This is a genomic window from Stenotrophomonas sp. GW821-FHT02D01 (assembly GCF_059421765.1).
The window spans coordinates 117,931-143,626 of sequence record NZ_JBWKVP010000001.1; the positions used below are offsets into that span (position 1 = coordinate 117,931).

The 25,696-nt window shown below is 66.7% G+C and carries 24 protein-coding genes; 15 read left to right on the forward strand and 9 right to left on the reverse strand.

What is annotated here, in order from left to right:
* Positions 1 to 48: 48 nt before the first annotated feature.
* Positions 49 to 555, reverse strand: coding sequence for an acyl-CoA thioesterase (locus AC07UW_RS00460; protein ID WP_089238821.1), 507 nt, complete (start codon positions 553 to 555; stop codon positions 49 to 51).
* A gap of 148 nt (positions 556 to 703) precedes the next feature.
* Positions 704 to 1,915, reverse strand: coding sequence for a methionine adenosyltransferase (metK, locus tag AC07UW_RS00465; protein WP_089238823.1), 1,212 nt, complete (start codon positions 1,913 to 1,915; stop codon positions 704 to 706).
* A gap of 312 nt (positions 1,916 to 2,227) precedes the next feature.
* Between metK and olsF the strand changes: the two genes are divergently transcribed.
* The 3 genes from olsF (at position 2,228) to AC07UW_RS00480 (ending at position 5,910) form a co-directional block, all read left to right on the forward strand.
* Positions 2,228 to 3,937, forward strand: a complete 1,710-nt coding sequence (gene olsF / locus AC07UW_RS00470) for a bifunctional ornithine lipid synthase OlsF (RefSeq protein ID WP_223494253.1) — start codon at positions 2,228 to 2,230, stop codon at positions 3,935 to 3,937.
* Positions 3,934 to 4,734, forward strand: coding sequence for a UDP-2,3-diacylglucosamine diphosphatase (locus AC07UW_RS00475; protein WP_059066035.1), 801 nt, complete (start codon positions 3,934 to 3,936; stop codon positions 4,732 to 4,734). Before olsF ends, AC07UW_RS00475 begins: the two co-directional genes overlap by 4 nt.
* A 117-nt stretch (positions 4,735 to 4,851) precedes the next feature.
* The gene (locus tag AC07UW_RS00480) at positions 4,852 to 5,910 is read left to right on the forward strand and encodes a metal-dependent hydrolase (RefSeq protein ID WP_495211219.1); all 1,059 of its coding nucleotides are present in this window, start codon (positions 4,852 to 4,854) and stop codon (positions 5,908 to 5,910) included.
* A gap of 108 nt (positions 5,911 to 6,018) precedes the next feature.
* Here the strand turns inward: AC07UW_RS00480 and AC07UW_RS00485 are convergent, their stop codons facing one another.
* The 4 genes from AC07UW_RS00485 to AC07UW_RS00500 form a co-directional block, all read right to left on the reverse strand.
* On the reverse strand, positions 6,019 to 6,846 hold the full coding sequence (locus AC07UW_RS00485; RefSeq protein WP_033830378.1) for a class I SAM-dependent methyltransferase: 828 nt from the start codon (positions 6,844 to 6,846) through the stop codon (positions 6,019 to 6,021).
* Between the two features lie 10 nt (positions 6,847 to 6,856).
* Positions 6,857 to 7,852, reverse strand: a complete 996-nt coding sequence (gene dusB, locus AC07UW_RS00490; RefSeq protein ID WP_312108319.1) for a tRNA dihydrouridine synthase DusB — start codon at positions 7,850 to 7,852, stop codon at positions 6,857 to 6,859.
* Positions 7,853 to 8,164: 312 nt separating this feature from the next.
* Complete coding sequence (locus tag AC07UW_RS00495) at positions 8,165 to 9,130, reverse strand: ribokinase (protein ID WP_025877854.1); 966 nt, start codon at positions 9,128 to 9,130, stop codon at positions 8,165 to 8,167.
* Positions 9,131 to 9,156: 26 nt separating this feature from the next.
* Positions 9,157 to 10,455, reverse strand: coding sequence for a NupC/NupG family nucleoside CNT transporter (locus tag AC07UW_RS00500; RefSeq protein WP_205406074.1), 1,299 nt, complete (start codon positions 10,453 to 10,455; stop codon positions 9,157 to 9,159).
* Positions 10,456 to 10,648: 193 nt separating this feature from the next.
* On the opposite strand from AC07UW_RS00500, the gene AC07UW_RS00505 reads away from it, so the two are divergent.
* The 7 genes from AC07UW_RS00505 to AC07UW_RS00535 all read left to right on the forward strand — a co-directional run bounded on the left by AC07UW_RS00505 (position 10,649) and on the right by AC07UW_RS00535 (position 17,136).
* On the forward strand, positions 10,649 to 11,620 hold the full coding sequence (locus AC07UW_RS00505) for a potassium channel beta subunit family protein (protein ID WP_033830379.1): 972 nt from the start codon (positions 10,649 to 10,651) through the stop codon (positions 11,618 to 11,620).
* Positions 11,621 to 11,817: 197 nt separating this feature from the next.
* Complete coding sequence (hemP, locus tag AC07UW_RS00510; RefSeq protein ID WP_005412278.1) at positions 11,818 to 12,012, forward strand: hemin uptake protein HemP; 195 nt, start codon at positions 11,818 to 11,820, stop codon at positions 12,010 to 12,012.
* A 152-nt stretch (positions 12,013 to 12,164) separates the two neighbouring features.
* Complete coding sequence (locus AC07UW_RS00515) at positions 12,165 to 14,351, forward strand: TonB-dependent hemoglobin/transferrin/lactoferrin family receptor (protein ID WP_495211220.1); 2,187 nt, start codon at positions 12,165 to 12,167, stop codon at positions 14,349 to 14,351.
* A 4-nt stretch (positions 14,352 to 14,355) separates the two neighbouring features.
* Positions 14,356 to 14,958, forward strand: coding sequence for a Hemin transport protein (locus AC07UW_RS00520; protein WP_312108311.1), 603 nt, complete (start codon positions 14,356 to 14,358; stop codon positions 14,956 to 14,958).
* A 72-nt stretch (positions 14,959 to 15,030) separates the two neighbouring features.
* Positions 15,031 to 15,966: a DUF6607 family protein gene (locus tag AC07UW_RS00525; RefSeq protein WP_223494257.1), complete on the forward strand. Its 936-nt coding sequence runs from the start codon at positions 15,031 to 15,033 to the stop codon at positions 15,964 to 15,966.
* 247 nt (positions 15,967 to 16,213) lie between these two features.
* Positions 16,214 to 16,750, forward strand: a complete 537-nt coding sequence (locus AC07UW_RS00530; RefSeq protein ID WP_223494258.1) for a hypothetical protein — start codon at positions 16,214 to 16,216, stop codon at positions 16,748 to 16,750.
* Between the two features lie 17 nt (positions 16,751 to 16,767).
* Entirely contained in the window at positions 16,768 to 17,136 is a 369-nt protein-coding gene (locus tag AC07UW_RS00535; protein WP_495211221.1) for a hypothetical protein, read from the forward strand.
* A 166-nt stretch (positions 17,137 to 17,302) separates the two neighbouring features.
* Here AC07UW_RS00535 and AC07UW_RS00540 read toward each other — a convergent pair whose 3' ends face one another.
* Both AC07UW_RS00540 and AC07UW_RS00545 read right to left on the reverse strand, forming a co-directional pair.
* The gene (locus tag AC07UW_RS00540; RefSeq protein WP_495211222.1) at positions 17,303 to 19,816 is read right to left on the reverse strand and encodes an ABC transporter permease; all 2,514 of its coding nucleotides are present in this window, start codon (positions 19,814 to 19,816) and stop codon (positions 17,303 to 17,305) included.
* Complete coding sequence (locus tag AC07UW_RS00545) at positions 19,813 to 20,460, reverse strand: ABC transporter ATP-binding protein (RefSeq protein ID WP_059066070.1); 648 nt, start codon at positions 20,458 to 20,460, stop codon at positions 19,813 to 19,815. The genes AC07UW_RS00540 and AC07UW_RS00545 overlap by 4 nt, the downstream gene beginning before the upstream one ends.
* A gap of 75 nt (positions 20,461 to 20,535) precedes the next feature.
* On the opposite strand from AC07UW_RS00545, the gene AC07UW_RS00550 reads away from it, so the two are divergent.
* The 3 genes from AC07UW_RS00550 to AC07UW_RS00560 all read left to right on the forward strand — a co-directional run bounded on the left by AC07UW_RS00550 (position 20,536) and on the right by AC07UW_RS00560 (position 23,409).
* Positions 20,536 to 21,183, forward strand: coding sequence for an arylesterase (locus tag AC07UW_RS00550; RefSeq protein ID WP_059066041.1), 648 nt, complete (start codon positions 20,536 to 20,538; stop codon positions 21,181 to 21,183).
* 90 nt (positions 21,184 to 21,273) lie between these two features.
* Positions 21,274 to 21,987 (forward strand): response regulator transcription factor, encoded by a 714-nt coding sequence (locus AC07UW_RS00555; protein WP_002811889.1) that lies wholly within the window; start codon positions 21,274 to 21,276, stop codon positions 21,985 to 21,987.
* A 150-nt stretch (positions 21,988 to 22,137) separates the two neighbouring features.
* Complete coding sequence (locus tag AC07UW_RS00560) at positions 22,138 to 23,409, forward strand: sensor histidine kinase (RefSeq protein WP_032974932.1); 1,272 nt, start codon at positions 22,138 to 22,140, stop codon at positions 23,407 to 23,409.
* A 121-nt stretch (positions 23,410 to 23,530) separates the two neighbouring features.
* Here AC07UW_RS00560 and AC07UW_RS00565 read toward each other — a convergent pair whose 3' ends face one another.
* A complete protein-coding gene (locus tag AC07UW_RS00565; RefSeq protein ID WP_313251999.1) occupies positions 23,531 to 24,229 on the reverse strand; it encodes an SGNH/GDSL hydrolase family protein in 699 nt (232 codons plus the stop codon).
* Positions 24,230 to 24,451: 222 nt separating this feature from the next.
* Between AC07UW_RS00565 and AC07UW_RS00570 the strand changes: the two genes are divergently transcribed.
* The gene (locus AC07UW_RS00570; protein WP_025877898.1) at positions 24,452 to 24,847 is read left to right on the forward strand and encodes a diacylglycerol kinase; all 396 of its coding nucleotides are present in this window, start codon (positions 24,452 to 24,454) and stop codon (positions 24,845 to 24,847) included.
* Between the two features lie 33 nt (positions 24,848 to 24,880).
* Positions 24,881 to 25,630 carry a TerC family protein gene (locus tag AC07UW_RS00575; protein WP_223494262.1) on the forward strand — a complete coding sequence of 250 codons (750 nt, stop codon included), beginning with the start codon at positions 24,881 to 24,883 and terminating at the stop codon, positions 25,628 to 25,630.
* The last annotated feature ends 66 nt before the right edge of the window (positions 25,631 to 25,696 follow it).

The window sequence follows — 25,696 nt, forward strand, 5'->3', positions numbered from 1 at the left end:
CGGCCGGCACTACCGGTCTGCCAGGTGCCGAGCCCGGTCGGCCCGCGATCACTCTTCCGGCGACGGAGGATTGGACGCCAGCAGTTCCAGATGCCGTTGTTCCATTTCCTGCCGCAGCTGGCGGCGGATCAGCGCCGCGGCCTGGCGGCGCTTTTCGTCCGAACTGGCCGGCTGCAGCGATGGAACGGGCGTCGGCCGGCCTTCCTCGTCCACCGCCACCATGGTGAAAAAGCAGCTGTTGGCGTGGCGCACGCTGCGCTTGAGGATGTCCTCGGCCACGACCTTGACGCCGATTTCCATCGACGAGGTACCGGTGTAGTTCACCGAGGCCAGGAAGGTGACCAGTTCGCCGACCGCGATCGGCTGGCGGAACACCACCTGGTCCACCGACAGGGTGACCACGTAGCGGCCGGCATAGCGGCTGGCGCAGGCATAGGCGACCTGGTCGAGCAGGCGCAGGATCGCGCCACCGTGGACCTTGCCGGAGAAATTGGCCATTTCCGGCGACATCAGCACGGTCATGGACAGCTGGTGGGATTTGAGTTCGGTCGACATGGGGCGATTGTATCGGCAACCGCCGGCACTACCATCTGCCGGCCAGCGGCCGGCACCCTCATGATGTGCGCAAACCGATGCATGGTTGCCGGCCAGCGGCCGGCACTACCGAAAGCAGAAGGGCCGCTTGCGCGGCCCTTCGTGTTTCTTATTTCAGCTTCGCATCGGCGCGCAGGGCGGCGGCGCGATCGGTCTTCTCCCAGGAGAAGGCCGTGGCGTTGACGGTCTCGCCTTCGCCGTTGATGTAGCTGAACTCCTTCGGCTTGCGGCCGAAGTGACCATAGGCCGCGGTCTGCTGGTACATCGGGTGGATCAGGTCCAGCATCTTGATGATGCCGTACGGGCGCAGGTCGAAGTGCTTGCGGATCAGCTTCTCGATCTTGTCGTCGCTGATCTTGCCGGTGCCGAAGGTGGTGACCGAGATCGAGGTCGGCTCAGCCACGCCGATGGCGTAGGAGACCTGCACTTCGCAACGGTCGGCCAGGCCGGCGGCCACGACGTTCTTGGCGACGTAGCGGGCAGCGTAGGCGGCCGAACGGTCGACCTTGGACGGATCCTTGCCGGAGAACGCGCCACCACCGTGACGGGCCCAGCCGCCGTAGGTGTCGACGATGATCTTGCGGCCGGTCAGGCCGCAGTCGCCCACCGGGCCGCCGATCTCGAACTTGCCGGTCGGGTTGATGTGGAACTTGGTGCCCTTGTGCAGCCACTTGGCCGGCAGCACCGGCTTGATGATTTCTTCGCGGACGGCCTCGATGAGGTCCTTCTGCTTGATGCCCGGGGCGTGCTGGGTCGACAGGACCACGGCGTCGATGGCCGAAACCACGCCGTTTTCATAGCGCAGGGTGACCTGGCTCTTGGCGTCCGGACGCAGCCACGACAGCGGCGAGTTGCGCTTCTTGCGGATCTTGGCCTGCTGCTCGACCAGGCGGTGCGACAGGTGGATCGCCGCCGGCATGTAGCTGTCGGTTTCGTTGGTGGCATAGCCGAACATCAGGCCCTGGTCGCCAGCGCCCATTTCTTCCGGCTTCTTGCGGTCAACGCCCTGGGCGATGTGCGGGGACTGCTTGCCGATCAGGTTCAGCACGCCGCAGGTGGCGCCGTCGAAGCCGACTTCGGAGCTGTCATAGCCGATGTCCACGATGACCTTGCGGGTCAGCGCTTCCAGGTCGATCCAGGCGCTGGTGGTGATCTCGCCGGCAACGATGGCAACGCCGGTCTTGACCATGGTCTCGCAGGCCACACGGGCGCGCTGGTCCTGGGTCAGGATCGCGTCCAGCACCGCATCGGAGATCTGGTCGGCAACCTTGTCCGGATGGCCTTCAGAGACCGACTCGGAGGTGAAGAGGTAGCTGGACATCAGGCTTAATATCCTTTGATTCGGATGGAAAGATGGGCGCGAATGATACACGGGGTGCGCCGCCTGTGCATTGTGAACCCGTATGGGTTGCCGGTGGTTAAGGTGTTGTGCCCGGCAGGGCAAGGCCTGGCGGGCATTGCGGGGGCATCGTGCACAGGCAGTGTTCCACTGGCGTGACCATTGCCGCCCCCCCGGGACCGGATGTGGCAGCGCCTGCGCCGTCATCATTCTGCCGCCAAACCGCCATCTGGCTGCCGCCTGCCGGGCGCAGGCTCTCGGCCAACCCGGCCGCCGGGCAGAAGGGGACACGCCATGCAGGAACTCGAACAGCGTCTGCAACAACGCTATCCCGACTGGTTCCATGGCCGTCGCGGCCAACTGGCCCGGCCCCTGCTGCGCAGCGTCGGGCGCTGGTCACGGCTGGACCGGATCGAGGCGTTCCTGCGCCGCAACGCCGACGTACGCGGTTTCGACTTCGTCGCCGCCGGGCTGGAGTTCATCGAGGGCCGCTACCACGTGGACCCCGCCGCGCTGGCGCGGATCCCGGCCACCGGCCGCCTGCTGATCGTGGCCAACCACCCCTCCGGCGCGCTGGATGCGCTGGCACTGCTGGATGCGGTCGGCCGCATCCGCCGTGACGTGCGGATCGTGGCCAACGATCTGCTGGGCGCGATCGGTCCGCTGCAGGACCTGCTGCTGCCGGTACGCATCCTCGGTGGCAAGGTCCAGCGCACCAGCCTGCTGGCGGTGGAGCAGGCACTGGCGGCCGAACAGTGCGTGATCGTGTTCCCGGCCGGCGAGGTCTCGCGGTTGTCGCTGCTTGGCATCCGCGATGGTCGCTGGCAGCGGGGGTTTGTCCGCTTTGCCCGTGCCGCCGCCGCTCCGGTACTACCGGTGCGGGTGGAAGCGCGCAATTCGGCGCTGTTCTACGGCGCCTCGACTCTGTTCAAGCCGGCCGGTACGGCACTGCTGGCGCGCGAGATGTTCGCCCGCCGCGGCCGGCCGCTGCGGCTGCGCATCGGCGAACCGATGCAGCTGGGGCAGGGGGATCCCGGCGCGCAGCTGCTGGCGGTGCGCCGCGCGGTATATGCGCTGGGGCGCGGCACAGCGATTGCTGAAGGCTGCCCGGCAGGGCCCGAGCCGCTTGCCGCGCCGGTGCCGCCTGCACAGGTCGCCGCTGCAATTGCCGCCGCCACCGTGCTGGGGCAGACCGCCGATGGCAAACAGATCCTGCTGGCCAGCTGCACGGCCGATTCGCCGCTGCTGCACGAGCTGGGGCGGCTGCGCGAACTGACTTTCCGCCAGGTGGGCGAGGGCACGGGGCGCAGTCGCGACCTGGATGACTTCGACCTGCACTACCAGCACATCGTGATCTGGGACGGCACCGCGCAGCGCATTGCCGGTGCCTACCGGATCATGCGGGGCGCGCAGGCGCTGGCGCGCCGGGGCCTGGCCGGGCTCTACAGCGCTTCGCTGTTCCGCTATTCCGACGACGCCATTCCCCGCATTGCCGAAGGCCTGGAATTGGGACGCAGCTTCGTGGTGCCCGATTACTGGGGCAGCCGCAGCCTGGATTACCTGTGGCAGGGCATCGGCGCTTACCTGCAATGCCAGCCCGGCATCCGCTACCTGTTCGGTGCGGTGTCCATCAGCGCCGCGCTGCCACGCGATGCGCGCGAGCAGCTGGTGGCCTATTACCAGCGTTACTACGGCGCAGCCGATGGCCGGGTGCAGTCGAACCGGCCGTTCCAGTACTTCGCCGCGCCACCTTGCTTTGGTGAGATGGATGCGGCGGCTGCCTTCGACGTGCTCAAAGCCAATCTCGCCGCGCTCGGTACCGGTGTGCCCACCTTGTACCGGCAGTACACAGACCTGTGCGAACCCGGCGGTGCACGGTTCCTGGCGTTTGGCGTCGATCCGGATTTCAGCGACTCGATCGACGGCCTGATCGAAGTCGACCTGCATGCGATCCGGCCACACAAGCGCAAACGCTATCTGCGCGATGCGGGGATGCCGGCATGAGCACGCTGGCGAACCTGGCACCGCATCGTCGCGCCGTGTTCGTCTCGGATGTGCATCTCGGGTCGCGGCATTGCCACGCCACCGAGCTGGCGCGTTTCCTCGGCACCCTGCGTTGCGAGCGCCTGTATCTGGTCGGCGACATCATCGACCTGTGGTGGATGGCACACCGACGCGCCAACTGGCGGCAGTCGCACAGCGAGGTCATCTTGGCCCTGCACGCGCTGCGACGCGCCGGTACCGAGATCATCTACATCCCCGGCAACCACGATGCCTCGCTACGCCAGGTGTGCGGCCTGATGCTGCCGGCGATGCAGGTGCGCCGCCGTGCGATCCACACCACCGCCGATGGCCGCCGGCTGCTGGTGGCGCATGGCGACGACTATGACGGTGTCACCCACTTCGGTGGCCTGCAGGAGCGGTTTGGTGACTGGCTGTACTACCGCATCCTCACCGGCAACCATCTGTTGAATGCGGTGCGGCGCCGACTCGGGATGCGCTACTGGTCGCTGTCCGAATTCCTGAAACGGCAGAGTGGTGCCGCTGAACGCTACATCGAGCGCTTCGTGCAGGCCGGCCTGGACGACGTCCGCCGACGAGGCCTGGATGGCATCATCTGTGGGCACATCCACCGCGCCGCACTGATCGAACGCGACGGTCTGGTCTACGCCAATGACGGCGACTGGGTGGAGAGCCTGACCGCTTTGGCCGAGGACCACGACGGCGCCTTGCGGCTGCTGGACCACAACGGGCGGACGTTGGTGGAGCTGCCGGGAGCGCGGTTGTCGCAGGCGGCGTGATTCACAGCTGCAGGGACAGGCCCACGCGCGGCTGCGGCCGCACTGGCAGCTGACTGACGCGCCGCCGGGCAGGAAACCGCCGCTGCACGGAGATCGCCAAGCCGCTAGCATCGGCCGATGGACTCATTGACCCAGATCGTTCTTGGCGGCGCCGTCGCTGCCGCCATCGCCCCGCCTGGACACCGCCGTGCCGCCCTGCTGGCCGGTGCCGCGCTCGGTACCCTGCCGGACCTGGATGCCCTCTGGCTGGGCTTTGCCGCCGCTGACCCGGTGGCGAACATGACCGACCATCGCAGCTTCAGCCATTCGCTGCTGGTGCTGCCGTGGGTGGCCGCGCTGATCTGGTGGCTGTTCAAACGCTTCGGCAACGGCCGGGTGGCGCAATCACCGCTGCGCTGGTTCTGGGCGATCCAGCTGGCGCTGGTCACCCATCCGGTGCTGGATGCGTTCACCGTCTACGGCACGCAGCTGTGGTGGCCGTTGCAGCCACATCCCGCGATGGGCTCGAGTGTCTTCATCATCGATCCCGGCTACACGGTGTGGCTGCTGCTGGGCTGCGTGCTGGCCTGGTTCGGTCGCGCGCGACCGTGGGCGGGCAAGGTGCTCGGCGTTGCGCTGCTGCTCAGCAGTGCGTACCTGGGCTGGGGGTTGATCGCCAAGGCACAGGTCGACCGTGCCGCCCAGCAGAGCCTGGCCGCGATGGGCCTGGGTGACGCGCCGCGGTTCTCGGTGCCGATGCCGTTCAATACCCTGCTGTGGCGGGTCGTGGCGATGACCCCCAATGGCTACGTGGTGGGTGACCGCTCGCTGGTAGCCGACCACGCACCGATGCGTTTTGAGGGGCATCCGTCCAACGTGCAGGCACTGCGCGAAGCAGCGGGAATTCCGGCAGTACAGCGCCTGCAGTGGTTCAACCGTGGCTTCATGCGCGCACAGGTGGTGCAGGGCAGGCTGGTGCTGAGCGACCTGCGCATGGGCCTGGAGCCGGACTACACCTTCAATTTCGCGGTGGCCGAGCAGGTTGACGGCCAGTGGCGCGCGATCGTGCCCGAGCAGCTGCGGGTGGACTACAGCAGCCCGGCCGCGCGTGCCGATGCCGGCCGCCGGTTGTCGGCGATGTGGCAGCGCATCTGGCACGAACCGGCGGCGGCGGACGGCGCCGCCGCGCACCCGTAGATCCACGCCACTGCCCATCAGCACAGTAGATCCACGCCATGCGTGGATGGCGCAGCCCATCAGCGCAGTAGATCCACGCCATGCGTGGATGGCGTGTACCGCGGCCGCTCAATACACCGTTGCGCGGCCCTGCACGAACGAATAGAAGAACACCGCGTTCGGATCGTTCTGTACCAGCCGGAACTCGCGGCGCATGCCCTCCACGGTCTCTTCGTCCACCGTGCCTGCCTGCAGCAGCTGGTCGGCCGCCGACAGCAGCAGCTGTTCCCAGAACGCGATCATCGTCTTGCGGCGTGCCGGTTCGCGATTGTCCAGGTGGATGGTCTTGATCTCGGTGTGCACGTCGCGGAAGCCACCGGCCAGCAACAGGTTGCCCAGCTTGGCGCCGACGAACGGATCACCGCCATGGTCATACTGGAAATCGTTGAAGGCCATCCAGTAGCGCCAGATGTGCGGCGAATACGGATCAAGCAGGAACGAGGCATTCATCACTTCAGTGATGTACACCGGCGAGCCCGGGGCCAACACGCGGCGTACTTCACTCAGCACGCGCGCCGGCGACGGCACGTGTTCCAGCACCCAGCACAGGAACGCCGCATCGAAGCTGCGCGCCTCGAAAGGCAGTTCGCCGGCATCGGCCTGCTGCAGGGTGTAACGGTCGTTGCACCACGGTGTGCGCGCCAGGTTTTCACGCGCGGTTTCCAGCTGGGCCTCGCTCAGGTCCACGCCGGTCACGTGCAGCTCGGGGAAGCGACGCAGCAGGATCTCGGTCTGTGCACCCACGCCGCTGCCGACTTCCAGCAGGCGCTTTGCGCCGCTGTAATCGATCTGGCCGAAGATGCTCGATTCCAGCAGGCGCGCCTGGGTCATCAGGCGCTGCTGCTCGGTGCCGGAGAACCCGTGCAGGTAGGTCGGGGAAGAAATAGGCGGGGTCATGGGGGCGGGCTCAGGCAGCAGAAGACATCGCCGGTTCCCCGGCGATCAGGCGATCGAAATAGTCGGTGGTCAGCGCGATCTGGCTGGCCGGATCTTCGGCGCGGTTGACCACCGCGCGGAACGCGGCATTCTCCGGCCGGTCCTTGGCGTACCAGCCCAGGTGCTTGCGCGCGATGCGCACGCCCTGCGGTTCGCCATAGAAATCGTGCAGCGCGTGCAGATGGCCGAGCAGGATGTCGCGGACTTCGGCCAGTGACGGCGGCGGCAGTTCTTCGCCGGTGGCCAGGTAATGCGCCACTTCGCGGAAGATCCACGGCCGGCCCTGTGCGGAGCGGCCGATCATCACCGCATCCACGCCGGTCTGCTGCAGGACGAAGGCGGCCTTCTGCGGCGAATCGATGTCGCCGTTGGCGATCACCGGGATGCGCAACGCAGCCTTGATCTCGCCGATCGTGGCGTACTCGGCCTGGCCGGTGTAATGCTGGTCGCGGGTACGGCCGTGCACGGCCAGTGCGGCGATGCCACTATCTTCGGCAACGCGGGCGATGACTGGGCCATTGCGATGATCGCAGTCCCAGCCGGTGCGGATCTTCAGCGTCACCGGCACGTCCACGGCGTTGACCACCGCCTCGAGGATGCGCGCGACCAGCAGCTCGTCGCGCATCAGCGCCGAGCCCGCCCAGGCGTTGCACACCTTCTTGGCGGGGCAGCCCATGTTGATGTCGATGATCTGCGCGCCATGGTCGACGTTGTAGCGGGCGGCGTCGGCCAGCTGCTGCGGCTCGGTGCCGGCGATCTGCACGCTGATCGGCGCCGGCTCACCGGCATGGTCCATGCGGTGAATCGACTTGCGCGTATTCCAGAAACGCGGGTCGCTGATGGTCATTTCCGAGGCAGCCAGACCTGCGCCCAGCCGTTTGCACAGCAGGCGGAAGGGCTTGTCGGTGACGCCAGCCATGGGCGCGAGCACGACGTTGGGGGCAATGGAGTACGGGCCGATCTGCATGCGCCCATTGTAGGGCGCGGTTGGTGCCCCGGCTGGCTTGCCGGCCTGCCGTTTCAGACCCATCCGGACCGACCTCATGCCGGACGGGCATCAGCAGATGCTTGACGGTTGCTTCCGGCGCCCCCAAGGGCCGGTCATGGTGGGCGGCTCGGCGGGCCGGCAAGGCGCATCCACGCCACGCGTGGATGGGGCCATCGCACCCAGTACCCGGCAGATCCACGCCACGCGTGGATGGGGCCTTGCCCATGAACGTGAAAAGGCCCGGGCATCTGCATGCCCGGGCCCGATCATCATCCCCACGGGGATGTCGCGTTACTTCACTTCGGCATCGGCCGGGGTAAAGCGCGGCATTGCCGCGGCCGCGCCTTCCTTCTCGGTCGAGCGACCGGCGAACTGGTTGGCGAAGCGCACGTGGCGGGCGAACGGAGCGTCCGGCACCTGTGCCATCGAGGCCACCAGCGCACCGTTGAAGGCATCGCCGGCACCGGTGGTGTCGATCGCCTGCACCTGTTCGGCACCCACGCGGTAGTACGGCTGGGTGTCGCCACGCAGGTGCTCGTCGGCATGCGACACGAACACGCCCACCGAACCCAGGGTCACCACCACCGTGCCGTTGCCGACCAGCTTGCGGCACAGCGCGTGCAGGCTGGCACCGTCCAGCGCGGCGACGTCGTTGGCATCCACGCGCTCGCCGACATGACGGCCGAGCAGGGCGGCGAACTCGGTTTCGTTCGGGGTGATCACATCGGCCAGCTTCAGCAGGCCGATGCTCGACGGGGCGTCGGCCGGGGCGGCGTTGAGAACGGTGGTGACACCGGCCTCACGGGCCACGGCCAGGGCCGCTTCGATGGTCTGCACCGGCGATTCCAGCTGCACCAGCACCACTTTGGCGCCGGTCAGCAGGGCCTGCTGTTGCTGTACGAAGTCGGTGCTCAGCGCCGCGTTGGCACCCGGGCCGATGACGATGGTGTTGCGGCCACGGGCATCGACGTAGATGCCGGCGGTGCCGGTCGGCTCGCTGCTGGCTTCGGCGATCAGCGCGAAACCATCCTGCGCGGCCAGGTCACGGGCGGTGGCACCACCGGCGTCGTCGCCCAGCGCACACAGGAAGCTGGTGTCAGCGCCGGCACGGCAGGCGGCAACGGCCTGGTTGAAGCCCTTGCCGCCGGGACCGGTGCTGTAGCGGCCGGCAATGGTCGCACCCGGTGCCGGCAGCGACTCGCACCGCCACACGTGATCGACATTGAAGGAACCGACGACAACGACACTGCTGCTCATAGGGAATCTGTTCTCGAAACTAGGGTTCAGCTGAAATGCGTCAGCACGCCGGCGATGGTAGCCGTCATGAAGGTGGCGATGGTACCGCCCAGCACCGCGCGCAGGCCGAACTTGGCCAGATCGTGGCGACGTTCCGGTGCCAACCCGCCGATGCCGCCAATCTGGATCGCGATCGAACTGAAATTGGCGAAGCCACACAGCGCGTAGGTGGCGATCAGGCGACCTTCTTCCGACAGGCTCATGCCCGGCACCTGGCCGTTCACGATCTTCGACAGTTCGGTGTAGGCGACGAACTCGTTGATCACGACCTTCTGGCCGATCAGCGAACCGACAGTGGTGGCGTCGGCCCACGGGGTGCCGATCACCCAGGCGATCGGGGCCAGCACGTAGCCGAAGATGGTCGACAGGTCGGTCGGCTTGCCGATCGCAGCAGCCAGGCCGGTCACTTCACCGATCCAGGTCAGCGGCGCATTGAGCAGGGCGATCAGGGCGATGAAGGCCAGCAGCATCGCACCGATGTTCAGTGCCAGCTTCAGGCCGTCACCGGCGCCGGCAGCGGCCGCGTCAATGATGTTGCTGGAGGTCTTCTCCACTTCCATCTTGACCGTGCCGCGGGTCAGCGGGGTGCCGGTTTCCGGAATCAGCAGCTTGGCCACGACCAGGGTGGCCGGGGCCGCCATGATGCTGGCCGCCAGCAGGTGCTTGGCGTAGAACGCCTGCTGCACCGGATCGCCACCGCCCAGCATGCCCACGTACGCGGCCAGCACGCCGCCGGCGATATGGGCCATGCCGCCGATCATCATCGTCAGCAGCTCGGACTGGGTCATCTTGGCGATGTACGGACGCACCGTCAGCGGCGCCTCGGTCTGGCCGATGAACACGCTGGCGCAGACGCTGGTGGTTTCCGCACCGGACACGCGCATCACCTTGGTGATCGACCAGGCCATCACCCGCACGATCGCCTGCATGACATTGAGGTGGTACATGACCCCCATCAGCGCCGAGAAGAAGATGATCGTCGGCAGCACCTGGAAGGCGAAGATGAAACCGTAGTTCTTGACGTCCATCAACGAGCCGAAGATGAACTTCGAACCTTCGTTGACGAAGCTCAGCACCTTCACGAAGCCCTGGCCCAGCGCATCGAACACGTCGCGCCCGCCCGGTACCAGGATCACCAGGGCTGCAAAGGCGATCTGCAGGGTGATGCCGGTGGCGACCAGCTTCCAGTCCACCGCGCGCTTGTTGTTGGAAAACAGCCAGGTGATGCCGATCAGCACCGCCAAACCGAACAGGCCGAAGCCGATCCTGCCCAAACCTTCGACCATCTGAGTGACTCCCCTGGGGCGTCGCGAAAAACGGGAAGCCTAGTGCAGGGCAGGGGCCGGAGCAAGGAAAAGCCGTCTGCGCGCGGCCATCGGCTCCGATCAGGCCAGCAACAGCAAGGGGTTGCGCCTGCCGGGACAGGTAGAATGGTGGCTTGATCCCGGCCCGTATGCGGGCCCGCAGCAGGAGAATCGCATGCTCTACCGTCGCCTTGGCTCCACCGGCCTGCCGATTTCCGCCCTGTCCTTCGGCGCCTGGGTGACCTTCGGCGACCAGGTGCCACGCGATGAGGCGCGCAACCTGGTGGCGGCGGCCTGGGACCATGGCATCAACTTCTTCGACAACGCCGAGGGCTATGCCAACGGCCGCGCAGAGCAGGTGATGGGCGATGTGCTTGTCGACCTGCGCCTGCCGCGCGATGGTTTCTGCGTGTCCAGCAAGGTGTTCTTCGGCAGTGCCAAGGACCCCCGGCCCACCCAGCGCGGCCTGTCGCGCAAGCATGTGACCGACGCCTGCCACGCTGCGCTCAAGCGCCTGCGGGTGGACTACCTGGACCTTTATTACTGTCATCGTCCGGATCCGGACGCGCCGATCGCTGAGACGGTGCATGCCATGGACACCCTGGTCCGGCAGGGCAAGGTGCTGTACTGGGGTACGTCGGAATGGTCGGCCAACCAGATCCAGGAGGCGGTGGACATCGCCGCGCGCCACAACCTGCAGGCGCCGTCGATGGAGCAGCCGCAGTACAACCTGCTGCACCGTCAGCGCGTGGAAGTGGAGTACGCGCCGCTGTATGCCACTGCCGGACTGGGCACCACGATCTTCTCGCCGCTGGCCTCGGGCCTGCTGAGCGGCAAGTACGACGACGGCGTCCCGGCCGATGCGCGCCTGGGCCGCGAAGGCATGGGCTGGCTGCAGGACCTGGTGCTGGGCGACAACGCCGATGAGCGTTTGGCCCGGGTGCGCCGCTTCAGTGCGGTGGCCCGCGAGCTGGGTCACGCCCCGGCCAGCCTGGCCATCGCCTGGTGCCTGCGCAATCCCAACGTCTCCAGCGTGATCCTCGGCGCCAGCCGGGTCAGCCAGCTGTTGCAGAACCTGCAGGCGCTGGACGTGCTGGCGCAGGTGGACGACGCCGGCTGGGCGCAGGTGGAAGCCGTATTCGCCTGAGGAACGGGGACAGGGGGTAGGGCCGAACCCACGCTCGGTCGGCCCTCCCGCGCCCAGTTGCGCCGGTTTCAATAGATGGTGACTATCGAATATTAGATTTCGATCATTAATTCCATCAATGAAGTTGAGAATGGTTGTTGATTGTCAACTGAGAATCATTATCATTTAACTCGTCCCTCGCACGAGTCCAGATGCTCATGAATGCTCAACCTGTACTGCTGCGCCCCGAAACGCTGACCCTCCGCGACCGCCCCGTTCGTGTCGTGCCGCCGGAAGAGGTCATCGACAGCGAAGCCCTGCTCAAGGGCCGTCGTGAAATCCTGATCCAGCACGGTGACCGCTTCTACCGTCTGCGTCATACCAGCAACGACAAGCTGATCCTGACCAAGTAACGCGGTCTGGTCGCCCGCCTCCCTCCCTCCTGTCGGCAGCGCCGGCAGGGTGGGCGACCCGTCCGCCCCTGCTCTCTCCCCCTCGGTCTACCTTTCATGCCTGTTTGGCGTGGCGGTGGCCGGGGGTTCCCCTGCCTGACCGAACGATGCCGATGACCCGCCCGACTGCCCTTTCCATTGCCCTGTGGATGGCCCTGCCGCTGTCCGCCCACGCTGCTGCCGATGCCGCGCCCGACGCGCGCGAGTTCGATCGCGTGCAGGTCACCGCCACCCGTACCGAACGTGCGGTCAGCGATGTCGCCGCCACCGTCGATGTGATCGACCGCGAGCAGATGGACCGGCAGTTGGTGCAGGACATCAAGGATCTTGTCCGCTACGAGCCGGGCCTGTCGGTCAGCCGCAGTGCCACCCGTTTCGGCCTCGGCAGCATCCGTATCCGTGGCCTGGACGGCAACCGCGTGCGCATCCAGACCGATGGCATCGCCATGCCGACCAGCTTCAACATCGGCTCGTTCTCCAACGCCAACCGCAACTTCACCGACCTGGACACGCTCAAGCGCGTGGAGATCGTGCGCGGGCCGGCCAGTTCGCTGTACGGCTCGGACGCACTTGGCGGCGTGGTTGCCTTCGTCACCAAGGATCCGGCTGATTACCTCAAGGATGGCAAGGACAGCTACGTCGGCCTGAAATTCGGCTACGACGGCGAGTGGAAAGGCCTGCTCGGTGGCGTGACCAGCGCCTTCGGTGGCGAACACTGGAGTGGCATGGTCAACATCAACCACCGCCAGGGCCAGGAAACCGACAACAAGGGCGATGTGCGCAGCAACGACAACACGCGCACTGCGGCCAACCCGCAGGACCGCGATGGTCGCAGCGGCCTGGCCAAGCTGGTCTATGCGCCCAGCGAAGACCAGCGTTTCCGCCTGACCGTGGAAGGCAACGAAGACAACACCGATACCGACGTGCTGTCCTCGATCGACCGCACCACCACCACCGGCATGAAGGCGCGCGACAAGCAGAGCCGCACCCGCGTGTCCTTCGCCCACGAGATGGATGCGCTGGACAAGGGCTTTGCCGACAGCCTGCACTGGCAGGTCTACACGCAGGACAGCGAAACCACGCAGCGCACCGATGAGGCGCGCGCCAATGGCAGTCGCCGCCATCGCGAGTTCAGTTTCGATCAGCGCGTGTATGGCCTGCAGGCGGTGTTCAACAAGGCCTTCAGCACCGGCAGCGTCGAACACGCGCTGACCTATGGCTTCGATGGCGCCCGCACCGAGATTCGCCAGAAGCGCGATGGCTACCAGGTCAGCAACCGTGGCGTGGTCAGCACGACGATCCTGCCCGACGCGTTCCCCGTGCGCGATTTCCCCATCAGCAAGACCACCGAGCTGGGCCTGTACGCGCAGGATGAAATGCGCCTGGCCGATGGCAGGCTGTCGCTGGTGCCGGGCGTGCGCGTGGACCGTTACGAACTGAAGCCGGACGTGGACAGCATCTTCGCCGAGGACAACCCCGGCGTGGCCGTGTCGGAACTGAAGAAGACCAGCGTGTCGCCGAAGTTCGGCCTGGTCTATCGCTTCACCGATGAGTGGTCGCTGTTTGCCGGTTACTCGCGTGGTTTCCGCTCGCCGCCGTACAACGACGTCAACCTCGGCTTCACCAATTTCGCTTTCGGCTACACCGCCATTCCCAATCCGGACCTGAAGCCGGAAACCAGCGACGGCGTTGAGCTGGGCCTGCGCTTCCTGTCGCCGGCGGCGTACGTGAGCCTGAGCGGCTATTACAACGACTACAAGGACTTCATCGAGTCGCAGACGCTGGTGGGTACCAATCCGCAGGGCTTGATGGTGTTCCAGTCGCGCAACATCGCCGACGCACGCATCTACGGCGCCGAACTGAAGGCCGGCGTCGACTTCGGCCAGATCAGTCCCGCACTGCAGGGCTGGGCGCTGCGCAGTGCGGTGGCGTGGTCGCGCGGCGACAACAAGACCGAAGACACGCCGCTGGATTCGGTCGATCCGCTGCGCGGCACGGTCGGCCTGATGTACGACACCGATACCTGGGGTGTTGAACTGGCAGGCACCTTCGTCAAGCGCAAGGACCGGCTGGCCAGCACCACCGCCTATCGCCCGGCCGGTTATGGCGTGGCCGACCTGATGGCGCATTGGAACTTCGCCCCGGGCGCCACTTTCAACGTCGGTGTGTTCAACCTGGGTGACAAGCGTTACATCGACTGGTCCAACGTCGGCTCGACCCTGTCGGCCACCAGTACCGTTCTGGACCGCTATACCAGCCCCGGCCGCACCCTGTCGGCCAGCCTTGCCGTGTCCTGGTGATCCCATGAGCCGAGCCCTGTCCGCGCGTCGCCTGCCGTCCTCCCTGTCGCGTTCGTCGCTGCGGGCCTGGCCTGCGCCGGCACAGCTGGCAGCGCTCGGCACCGTGTTGTGCCTGTATCACGCCGATGGCAGCGAGCTGGGCGGTTGGCGTCAGGCGGTATCGGTGCATGCCTGCCAGGGCGTGGACAGCGAGGGCCTGCGCGAAAGCCTGTGCTTCCTCGATGCACGTGGCCGTTGCGTGTGGCGCCTGTACCTGTTGCCGGACAGCGATTTCCTGGCCTGGGACCGGCTGGTGGCGACGCTGCCGCCGGGCCCTTCGCACGATAGCGATGGCAGCGTCGGTGAACGCCTGTGGCGGCGCTTGGCCGGGCACCTGGGCGGACAACGCTGGCGTCTGTGCACGCTGCGCCTGCACGCCGCCGACGAGGGCCGGACCCTGGCCGCCAGCCTGTCCACGCTGTCTTCGCTCGGTGCCGCCACCGCGCGCCGCATCGCACGCATGGAAGGCGCCGAAGGCGAACTGGCGATCGACGACTGCTGCTGCGCCGACGCCGCACGCCGCCCTGCCGCGCGCGCTCCCGGCGACCTGCCGCTGGTCCGCCTGTGACCTGATTGCGATGGATTGCTTGTCGGCCAGGATGGCCTTTCCACGAAACCTGCAACCCCGAAGGAAAACCCGATGAAGTTCCAGACAGCCAGCGTGATGGTGCTGCTCGCCGCTAGTGGCGCCGCCAGCGCGCAGCCCTCCGACATCGCCCGCGACCATGACAGCATCCTCGCCATGCAGGGTGAGTACACGGTGGATTTCGCCTTCGATGAGACCGTGCTGCTGAAGCCGGGCTACGAGCGCGCGCCGGCCATGCGCAGCGGTGGCAACGAAGTGGTGATCGTGGTCGAGGACACGCCGAAGCGCATCGTGCTGCAGCACCTGCTGCTGGACGAGAAGAGCGGCCACGTGACCAAGCACTGGCGGCAGGACTGGGTGTATGAAGCGCCGAACCGCTTCGAGTTCAGCGCCGACCAGACCTGGCAGGTGCGCACGATCGCGGCCGCAACCAACCAGGGCGCCTGGACCCAGTGCGTGTACGAAGTCAGCGATGCACCGCGCTACTGCGGCACTGGCACGTGGACCTACCTCAACAACGTACCGACCTGGACCAGCGACATCAGCTGGCGGCCGCTGCCACGCCGCGAGTACACCAAGCGCAGCGATTACAACGCGCTGGCCGTGGTCAACCGCCACACGCTGACCCCGAACGGCTGGACCCACGAGCAGTTCAACACCAAGGTGCAGCGCAACGCGGATGGCAGCCAGGTGGAAATCGCCCGCGAATTCGGCTTCAACGACTACATCAGGACCACCGAGGTCGACTTCACCCCGGCGCGCGATTACTGGAAGGCCACCGCCGGTTACTGGAGCAAGGTGCGCCAGCGCTGGGACGGTTTCCTGACCCAGGCCCCGGGCGTGCACCTGAAGACCAAGCTCGACGGCATGGCGATGATCATCCCGTTGTTCACCCAGGCCGAGGACGTGCAGGCCGGCAAGAAGGTGAAGGACAAGCAGATCGACGAAGTCTTCGCCAAGTACGTGGAAAAGGCGCCGAAGGAAGGTTGATCGGCGCGCTGCGGTGCCGGCCTTGCCCGGCACCGTATCCGCGCTTTGCACTGCTCTGGTGGGCGCCGAGCTTGCTCGGCACGCTCTCCGGCGGTGACCGCATGTGGCATCCATGCATCGTGCCGCGTTGTTTGGCGCCGGATACGTCTGGCTATGACGCATTTCACTGCGATTTTCCGCGTATTTTTGCGAGAGCCGGGCACGCGATAGGATGGGCAGCCCGTGCTGTCCACGATCTTCCCCGTCGATGAAACTCTCCACTCTCTGCAGCCAGGTGCTGCCCGGCGAAGCCTGCGATGACATCGACGGCTTCTTTCTCGAAATCGATGACTTCGAAGAGGTGCCGATTGTTTCGCGTTTGCGACGGATCGACGAATTGCTAACGCGCCTGGGGCCTCGATGGACATCGGCCTATCTGCTGAGTCTCTGCAACCACTTGCTTTCAACCGTCCGCATTGCTGGCAAGGTGCGCGGTGGGACGGTCCCGGAGATGTTTCTGGCATTGAGCTTTACCGACTTCGAGCTGCATGCGGAGGAGGGCGCTTTGCTTCCCAGCGTCTTCTACTACCCAGGCCCCGAAGGCGTTGCCTTGGGGGATCGCCTTCTGCGCGATTGCGGCACGATCATCTCGGCGGAAATCGCGCTGGTGCGCTCCGTGTTCGAAGATGCAGGCATGCTCGCGGGCTTTCGCTTCTGCGAAAGCCGCACTGATGGTCCCCCGGGCCACGACATCGTCCGTGTCTTTGCGATTCCAGTGCCCGAAGGCAGAGAGTGCCGAGGGTGAGCGCGCCAGATCCCCCGATGTTCGATGACTACCTGACCAACCCGATAACCTACGACCGTCTCGAACAGCGTTTCCTAGACCACTTCGACGCCGGCATCTCCGCCGCTCGGCTGCGCCCCGAGGACTTCCGGAGCCCGCACTACAACGTGTTCTTCGTCGATGGTACGAAAGACCGTGAAGCCAATCCTGTTTTTTCCGCTAAGCACCTGCCCAGCGGCAACATCGTCCGTATCGTCATTTTCGAAAGCCACCCGGAATACACCGAAGTTCACAATCGGGTAGGAGATAACGACGACAAGGACGAGCTCTGCCTGTTCATGGCGCTTCCGGACATGCAGCGCGCGATGGACATGACCGTGGCCTGGGCGAAGCAGCAGGCGTCGTGAACTGTATCCACGCATGGCGTGGATCTACCGGGACCATCGGCGCTGCATCCACGCATGGCGTGGATCTACTGGGACTATCGGCGCTGCATCCACGCATGGCGTGGATCTACTGGGGCTCGTTAGTAGATCCACGCCATGCGTGGATGCCTTTGCTTTCACAACGGCGTCAGGCCTCGCGCAGCGCCAATGCCGGTGGCGTGTGCAGGATCCGCCGGGTGCCCAACCAGCCGGCCAGCAGGCTCAGCGCGATGCCGAGCAGGCCACCCAGCAGCAGGCCCGGCCACGGCGGCAGCAGTGGCAGTTCGAACACCTTCTGCGACACCGCCACGCCGATCACTGCTGCCGCACCAACCGCCAGCAGCGCAGCCAACGCGCCCAGCGCACCGAACTCGACCAGTACCGCGCCACGCAGCTGGCGCCGCGTTGCACCCAGCGTGCGCAGCACCGCGCTGTCATAGCGCCGCTCGCCAGCCGTCGCCTGCAGTGCCGCCAGCAGCACCAGCACGCCGGCCAGCAGGCTGAACACCATCACCAGCTGCACCGCCTGCGCCACCCGTTCCATCACATCGCGCACCTGCGAGATCACTGCATCCACGTCCAGCAGCGACAGGTTCGGCTGCGCGCGCACCAGGGCCCCGAGACCCGCTGCCTGTCCCGCCGGCAGGTGGAACGCCGACAGCAGGTTGTGCGGCGTATCGCCCACCGCGTTCGGGTTCAGCAGCACGAAGAAGTTCGGCCGGAAGGTGTTCCAGTCCGCCTTGCGCACGCTGGTGACGCTGAACTCGCGCTGCTGCTCGCCCACCGCAATGGTGATGCGGTCACCGGGGTACACGCCGTAGCGCTTGGCCCAGCCGATCTCCACGGATGCCTCGGCAGCGGTGCTGTCCGGCTTCCAGAACGTGCCGTTGACCAGCGTATTTGCCGGCGGGAACGTGCTGCGCCAACTGAAGTTCAGCGGCCGGTTCTCGTCATCGTCGTCGCGCTGTCCTTCACCCTGCGGCTGATTGTCGTCGGCCGGCGTGCGGTCGACCCGCAGCGGCGGTTTGCCGTTGATTGCAATCAGGCGGCCGGTGGCCATCGGTTCGATGCTGGCATCATCCGCACCCAGGCCCTGCAGGGTGGCCAGCACGCTGTCGCGCTGCTCGGGCTGGATGTTGATCAGGAAATAATTGGGCGTGTCCGCAGGCAGGCGCTCGCGCCACTGCTGCAGCAGGCCGGGGCCGATCACCGCCAGCAACAGCAGGGCGCACAGCGACAGTGACAGCCCCACCAGCTGCATCACCGCCAGCATCCGCCGCCGCGTCAGCGCCGCCAGGCCCAACCGCCAGTTGCCGTGCAGGCGGTGCTGCAGGCCGCGCAGCAGCTGCAGCAGCAGGAACCCGACCACGCCGGCGGCCACCGCCAGCCCGGCCAGGCCACCGAGCACCCACAGTGCCAGTTTCAGATCGCCGGTGACCTGCACCGCCAGTACCAGGCTGGCCGCCAGCGCAGCCACATAGGCCAGCAGCGAGGCCGGCGGCAAGGCAGCGAACGAACGGTTGAGCACGCGCATCGGCGGCACGCCACGCAGGCGCAGCAGCGGCGGCAGTCCGAAGCCGAACAGCAGCAACAGGCCGATCCCCGCGCCGGTCAGCGCGGGCATGGCTTCGGGCAGCGGCAGGCGTTGCGGCACCAGGCTGCCCAGTACCTGCACCAGTCCTTCCTGTGCCGCCATGCCCAGGCCGATGCCGATCGCACACGCCGGCACCGCCAGCATCAGCAACTGCAGCGCCAGACCGGCCAGGATGTCGCGCTGGCGTGCGCCCAGGCAGCGCAGGATCGCCACCTGGTCGATGCGACGCAGCGCGAACCGGTTGGCCGCCAGTGCGGTCGCAACACCGGCCAACAGCACCGCCAGCAGCGCGCTCAGGCCGAGGAAACGACCGGCCAGGTCGAAGGCCTGGCGCACCCCGCGCTGGGTATCGTTCACGCTGAGCAGGCGCATGCCTTTTACCTGCGGCAGCAGCCATTGCCGGAATGATGCGATGTTGGCGGCAGGGCCGGCGAACATCACCCGGTAATTGATGCGGCTGCCGGGGCCGAGCAGGCCGGTGCCTTCCACGTCGGCGCGGTTGACCAGCAGGGTCGGCGACAGCGTCAGGAGGTCGCCACCGGCATCCGGTTCCGATTCGATGATGCCGGCGATGCGCAGCGTGCCCGCACCGAATTCCAGATCGTCGCCGGCCTTCAGGCCCAGTGCCTGCAGCAGGCGTGGGTCGGCATAGGCCTGGCCCTTGGCCGGCATTCCGGCATCGGCGATCAGCGCGCCGCCGGGCGTGGCACGCACGCGCAGCGCGCCGCGCAGGGGGTAGCCCGCTTCCACGGCCTTGATGCTGGCCATCTGGCTGGCATCGCCCTGGAACAGCACGCTGCCGAAGCTGGCCAGCCGCGTATGCGCCAGGCCGCGTCGCTGCGCCTCCTCAGCGAACGCGGCGGGCGGGTCATCGCGGCCGGCAACACCGAGGTCGCCGCCGAGCATTTCCGCCGCGCTGCCGGTCAATGCCAGGTTGACCCGGTTCACCAGCGTGCCCACCGCCGTCATCACCGCCACGCCCAGTACCAGGGCGGCGAACACGGTCAGCAGGTCACCTGCCAGGGCCTCGCGGCGCAGCGCGCGCCACGCATGCCGCAGCAGGTTCATGCGTCCACTCCATGTTCCACCGGCTGCAGGCGGCCGTTGTCGATGCGATGGATGTACTGGCAGCGCTGCGCCAAGCGCAGGTCGTGGGTGACCAGCACCAGCGTGGTACCGCTGCCGGCATTGAGTTCGAACAGCAGGTCGCTGATGTGCTGGCCGGTGGCCTGGTCCAGTGAACCGGTGGGTTCGTCGGCGAACAGGATGCGCGGGCGGCTGACAAAGGCGCGGGCAAGGGCGACACGCTGCTGCTCGCCGCCGGACAACTGCCGCGGATAGTGGCGGGCCCGATGCGAGAGCCCGACCGCCGCCAGCACCTCGTCCACCCGCGTGCGGTCCTCGCGCCCGGCCAGTTCCAGCGGCAGCGCGATGTTCTCGGCCGCCGTCAGCGCCGGCAGCAGATGGAAGCTCTGGAAGACGAAGCCGACGTCGCGCGCGCGCAGCTGTGCACGCGCTTCTTCGTCCAGTGCCGTCAGATCCTGGCCCGCCAGCGCGATGCGGCCACGGCTGGGCAGGTCCAGCCCGGCCAGCAGGCCGAGCAGGGTGGTCTTGCCGGAACCGGAGGCGCCGACGATGGCCACGCTGGTGCCTTCATGGACGGTCAGGGTGATGTTGTCCAGTATGTGGACTTCACCCTCCGGGCCATGCACGGATTTGCCGACCTGGTCGACGGCGATGGCGACGGGCGCGCTGCGGGGGGACAGGCTGTCGATGAGGAGACTCCAATGCACAAGACGGAATGGAGCCGGCAAGCCGGCGCAATGATGATGCTGTTGCTAGGGTTGCTGCTGTTGCCGGCACTGGCGTGTGCCAAAGGTCCGGGCGGCGGTACCGTGCTGGTGCTCGGTGACAGCCTCAGTGCCGCCCACAATATCCCGGCCGATGCCGGCTGGGTCAGCCTGCTGCAGCAGCGGGTCAGGCAGCAGTCGAAAACCCCGCCCCGCATCGTCAATGCCAGCATGAGCGGGGAAACCACCGCTGGCGCGCTGACCCGCCTGCCGGGCCTGCTTGGCCGCGAGAAGCCCACGGTGGTGGTGATCGCCCTCGGTGGCAACGATGCGCTGCGCGGGTTGACCCCGGCACAGGTGCAGGGCAACCTGGAAAAGATGGTGCAGGCCAGCCAGAAGGCCGGTGCCAAGGTGCTGCTGCTGGGCATAGACGTGCCGCCCAACTATGGACCGGGCTACCGCCAGCGCCTGGCTGCGGCGTACCGGGCACTGGCCACGCAGTACAAGGTGCCGTTGCTGCCGTTCCTGCTGGAGGGCGTGGCTCTGCAGCCCGGTTTGATGCAGGCCGACGGCCTGCATCCCACCGCGCAGGCGCAGCCGAAGGTGCTGGACAACGTCTGGCCGCTGCTGAAACCGCTGCTGTGAGCACGCCATCTTCTTTTCATTGACGCAACTTCACATCGCGTGCACCGTCGATCGGGCATGTTTCACAAAGCTGAAGAAAGAGGGATTCTCATGCGTCAGACGAAGGAGACTTCCGGCTTGGTGCTGGTGGTCGAAGACAACCGCAATATCTCCGAGATGATCGGTGAATACCTGGAAGGCCGTGGCTTCGAGGTCGACTATGCGCAGGATGGCCTGGACGGCTACCGTCTGGCTGCCGAGAACAGCTACGACGTCGTCGTGCTGGACCTCATGCTGCCGCGGCTGGATGGCATCGAAGTGTGCCGCCGGCTGCGCAACGATGCGCGCAAGTCGACCCCGGTGCTGATGCTGACCGCGCGCGACACGCTGGATGACAAGCTCACCGGCCTTGGCTTTGGTGCCGACGATTACCTGACCAAGCCGTTCGCGATCCAGGAACTGGAAGCCCGCCTGCGCGCGCTGATCCGCCGCGAACGTCGCCAGGTGGGTTCGGAAGTGCTCAAGGTCGCCGACCTGGTGCTCGATCCGGTCAGCATGCGTGCCACCCGTGCCGGCACCGAGCTGCAGCTGTCGCCGATCGGCCTGCGCCTGCTGACCATCCTGATGCGTGAATCGCCGCGTGTGGTCACCCGCCAGGAAATCGAGCGCGAGATCTGGGGCAACGGCCTGCCTGATTCGGACACGTTGCGCAGCCATCTGTACAACCTGCGCAAGATCATCGACAAGCCGTTCGATCGGCCGCTGCTGCACACCGTGCAGAGCGCGGGCTATCGCATCGCCGATATCGCCCAGCCGATGGCCTGATCGACGTCGTGCCGGTGTTGCAGCAGAACCGGCACGGCCGTGGTCGGCAGGGAAGGGGTGAACGTTCCGGATACCGGGTCGTCATCGTCCATGCACGATCACGGCACAGCGCGCTGCCTATAATCGCAGCGCTCTGACCGGGACACCGCAATGCCGCACGGCCTGCCGCGCAAGATCCGTATCGCTTTCATCCTGCAAGCCGTGCTGGCCAGCCTGGGTATCCTGCTGGGTGCCTGGCTGGTTTCGCTGGTGATCAAGCACAGCCTGGTGGGCGCTGCCCTGCGCGAAGAAGCGGCGTACTACTGGACACTGCACGAGGCCTCGCCCGTGCAGCCGCCGCCCAATACCCAGAACATCCGTGGCTACCTGCTGGAACGTGGGCAGTCCAGCCTGTCACTACCCGCCAACCTGCGCACGTTGGAACCGGGTTTCCACGAACTGCCCGACGACGATCAGCTGGTGCTGGTCGACGCCCGCGAAGAGGGGCGCCTGTACCTGGTGTTCCTGCGCTCGCGCGCGGAGATGCTGGCGTTCTGGTTCGGCATCGTGCCGGTGCTGCTGACCCTGCTGGCGGTATATGGCGCCTCCTGGATCACCTACCGCGCCTCCAAACGCCTGGTATCGCCGGTGAACTGGCTGGCGCGCCGTGTCTCGCGCTGGGATCCAGGCCATCCGGAAGCGGCCGATCTGGAGCCGAACAAGCTGCCGGCGGACATGCAGGGCGAGACCCGGCAACTGGCGGCGGCGCTGCATTCGCTGGCCAACCGGGTCACCGCGCACGTGGCGCGCGAGCGCAACTTCACCCGTGATGCCAGCCATGAACTGCGCACGCCGCTGACGGTGATCCGCGTGGCCAGCGACATGGCGCTGGGCGATGAAAGCCTGGAGCCGCGCCTGCGCCGCAGCCTGCAGCGCATCCAGCGTGCCGGACGGGACATGGAAGCGGTGATCGATGCCTTCCTGATCCTGGCTCGTGAGGCCGACGTCGAGCCGCAGGTGGAGCTGTTCGACGTCAACGACATCGTTCGTTACGAAGTGGACAACGCCAACGAGCTGCTGGTGGGACGGCCGCTGGCGGTGCACCTGCACAGCGACGCGGCCGTGCAGCTGCACGCACCGCCGCGGGTGCTGCAGGTGGTGGTCAGCAACCTGGTGCGCAACGCCTGCAGCTACACCGATGAAGGCCGCATCGACGTGCACGTGCACAACGACCGGGTGGTGGTGAGCGATACCGGCATCGGCATGTCCGCCGATGCGCTGTCGCGTGCGTTCGAGCCGTTCTATCGTGCCGATCCCAGCCGACCGCAGGGTACTGGCCTGGGGCTGTCGATCGTGCGTCGCCTGTGTGACCGCTTCGGCTGGAAGGTCAGCCTGGCCAGCGAGCTGGGCAAGGGCACCGAGGCGACGGTGATTTTCCGGTAACGCGCAGCCGGTGGTGGCACGCGCTTGGTAGATGCCGACCTTGGTCGGCGCTTTCAGCGGGTCACGCGCGGGCGCGCGGATGCCAACCAAGGTTGGCACCTACCGCAGCAGGTGCGCTGACTCAATCGCACTTCACCTTCGGCGCCAGCGCCTTGGTCCAGATCGCATAGCCGGCCGGGGTCATGTGCAGCATGTCCTCGCGGAACAACGACGCATCGGGCTGGCCGTCGGCCCCGAGCATCGGGGTGTAGATGTCGGTGTAGCCGGTGTTGGGCAGCTTCGCCAACGCGGCCTTGATCTTCGCGTTGGCGTCGTTGATCGCCGGCAGCAGGTGCGCCCGCGATGGGCTGGGCTTGATCGAGACGTATTCCACCTTCGTCTTCGGCAGGTCGCGATGCACGCGCTGCACGAAGGCCACCACGTCATCGCGTACCTGGGTCGCGCTGCGGCCGCTGTTGAGGTCGTTGTCGCCGGCGTAGAAGAACACCTTGCACGGCGCGTACGGCACGATGGCCTGGCCGGCGTACCAGGTGCTGTCGCGTACTTCCGAACCCCCGAAGCCACGGTTGAACACCGGTTGCCCCGGGAAATCCCGGGCCAGGCTGTCCCACATGCGGAAGGACGAGCTGCCGATGAACTCGATGCCACCGCGCGGCGGCGGAGTGGTCCGGTCGGCGCTGACGAAGGCAGCGATGTCGGCCTCCCAGGCCACGTTGGAGACCTGCGCAGGGATCTGCGGCGGCGCCGGCGGGCTCAGGGCCTGGGCCAGCGGCGCGGCCAGCAGGCCGAGCAGGATCAGGCAGGTGCGGGGACGGGTCATCAGGCACTCCGGCAGGGCAGGGGTATCCATCATAGAAGCTGGCCTGGCCCCGCGCTTGGCCGTGCTGGGCCGTTCGCGCGGCCACGCGGTAGGGCGTGCGGGGTGCCGCTGCCGCCCTTGTGGCAAAATGGGGGCTGTCTGCCTATCCCTGTGCCCCCATGATTTCCTGCCGTGCGTCTGAGCGGTCGCTGCGCCGCGCCCCTGTTGCTGGATGCTTCACCCGTGGCTGATCAGTTCGGCCACATGCCCCGCGGCCCGCGCCGCATCTTCCAGGCCGCCCGCTGGTCCTGGCAGGGCCTGCGTGCTGCCTGGCTGCACGAGTCCTCGTTCCGGCTGGAGGTCTACCTGCTGGTGCTGCTGACGCCGCTGGCGATCTGGCTGGGCCAGACACCGGTGGAGCGCGCGCTGATGATCGGCTCGATGCTGCTGGTGCTGGCGATGGAGCTGGCCAACTCGGCCATCGAGGCGGTGATCGAACGCTATGGCGCGGAAATCCATGAACTGGCCGGCCGCGCCAAGGACATGGGCTCGGCGGCGGTGTTCGTGCTGATGATGAACGTGCTGCTGTGCTGGGCCCTGGTGCTGGTGCCGCGGTTGTTCCCGGCCAGCGTCGGCTGATCCTTCTTCCTCCCCCCTTGTTGAAGACTTCCCATGTCCCTTGAGCTTCTCGCCGATCCGAATGTCTGGTTGACCCTGTTCACCTTGAGCGCGCTGGAAATCGTGCTCGGCATCGACAACCTGGTGTTCATCTCCATCGCCGTCAGCAAGCTGCCCGAAGAGCGCCGCCCGTTCGCGCGCCGCCTCGGCATCGCCGTGGCGTGCATCACCCGTATCGGCCTGCTGGTGTCGCTGGCGTACCTGGCGCACATGCAGGCGAACCTGTTCACCGTGGCCGGCATGGGCATCTCCATCCGCGACCTGGTGCTGATCGTCGGTGGCCTGTTCCTGATCATCAAGGGCTGGATGGAGATCAAGGAGATGATCACCGGCGGTGAGGACGAAGACCCGACCACCACCAAGACCTCGGCCGTGTTCGGCTACGTGATCGCGCAGATCGCGATCATCGACATCGTGTTCTCGCTGGACTCGGTGATCACCGCTGTCGGCATCGCCGACCACGTGCCGGTGATGGTGGCTGCGATCCTGTTGTCGGTGGCGGTGATGCTGCTGGCGGCCAACCCGCTGGGCCGCTTCATCGATGCCAACCCGACCGTGAAGATGCTGGCCCTGGCCTTCATCCTGCTGATCGGCGCGGTGTTGATCCTGGACGGCCTGGACGTGCACGTTCCCAAGCCCTACATCTACGCCGCGATGGGCTTCTCGGTGCTCGTGGAGTGGCTGAACCTGCTGATGCGCCGCCGCGCACGCGAACACCACGTGCCGGGCGCCGGCGACTGGTAAGCAAGCGAGACAGAACCCCCGGCCAGCGCCGGGGGTTCTGCTTTCCAGGCGCCGCCGCGCTCGCCG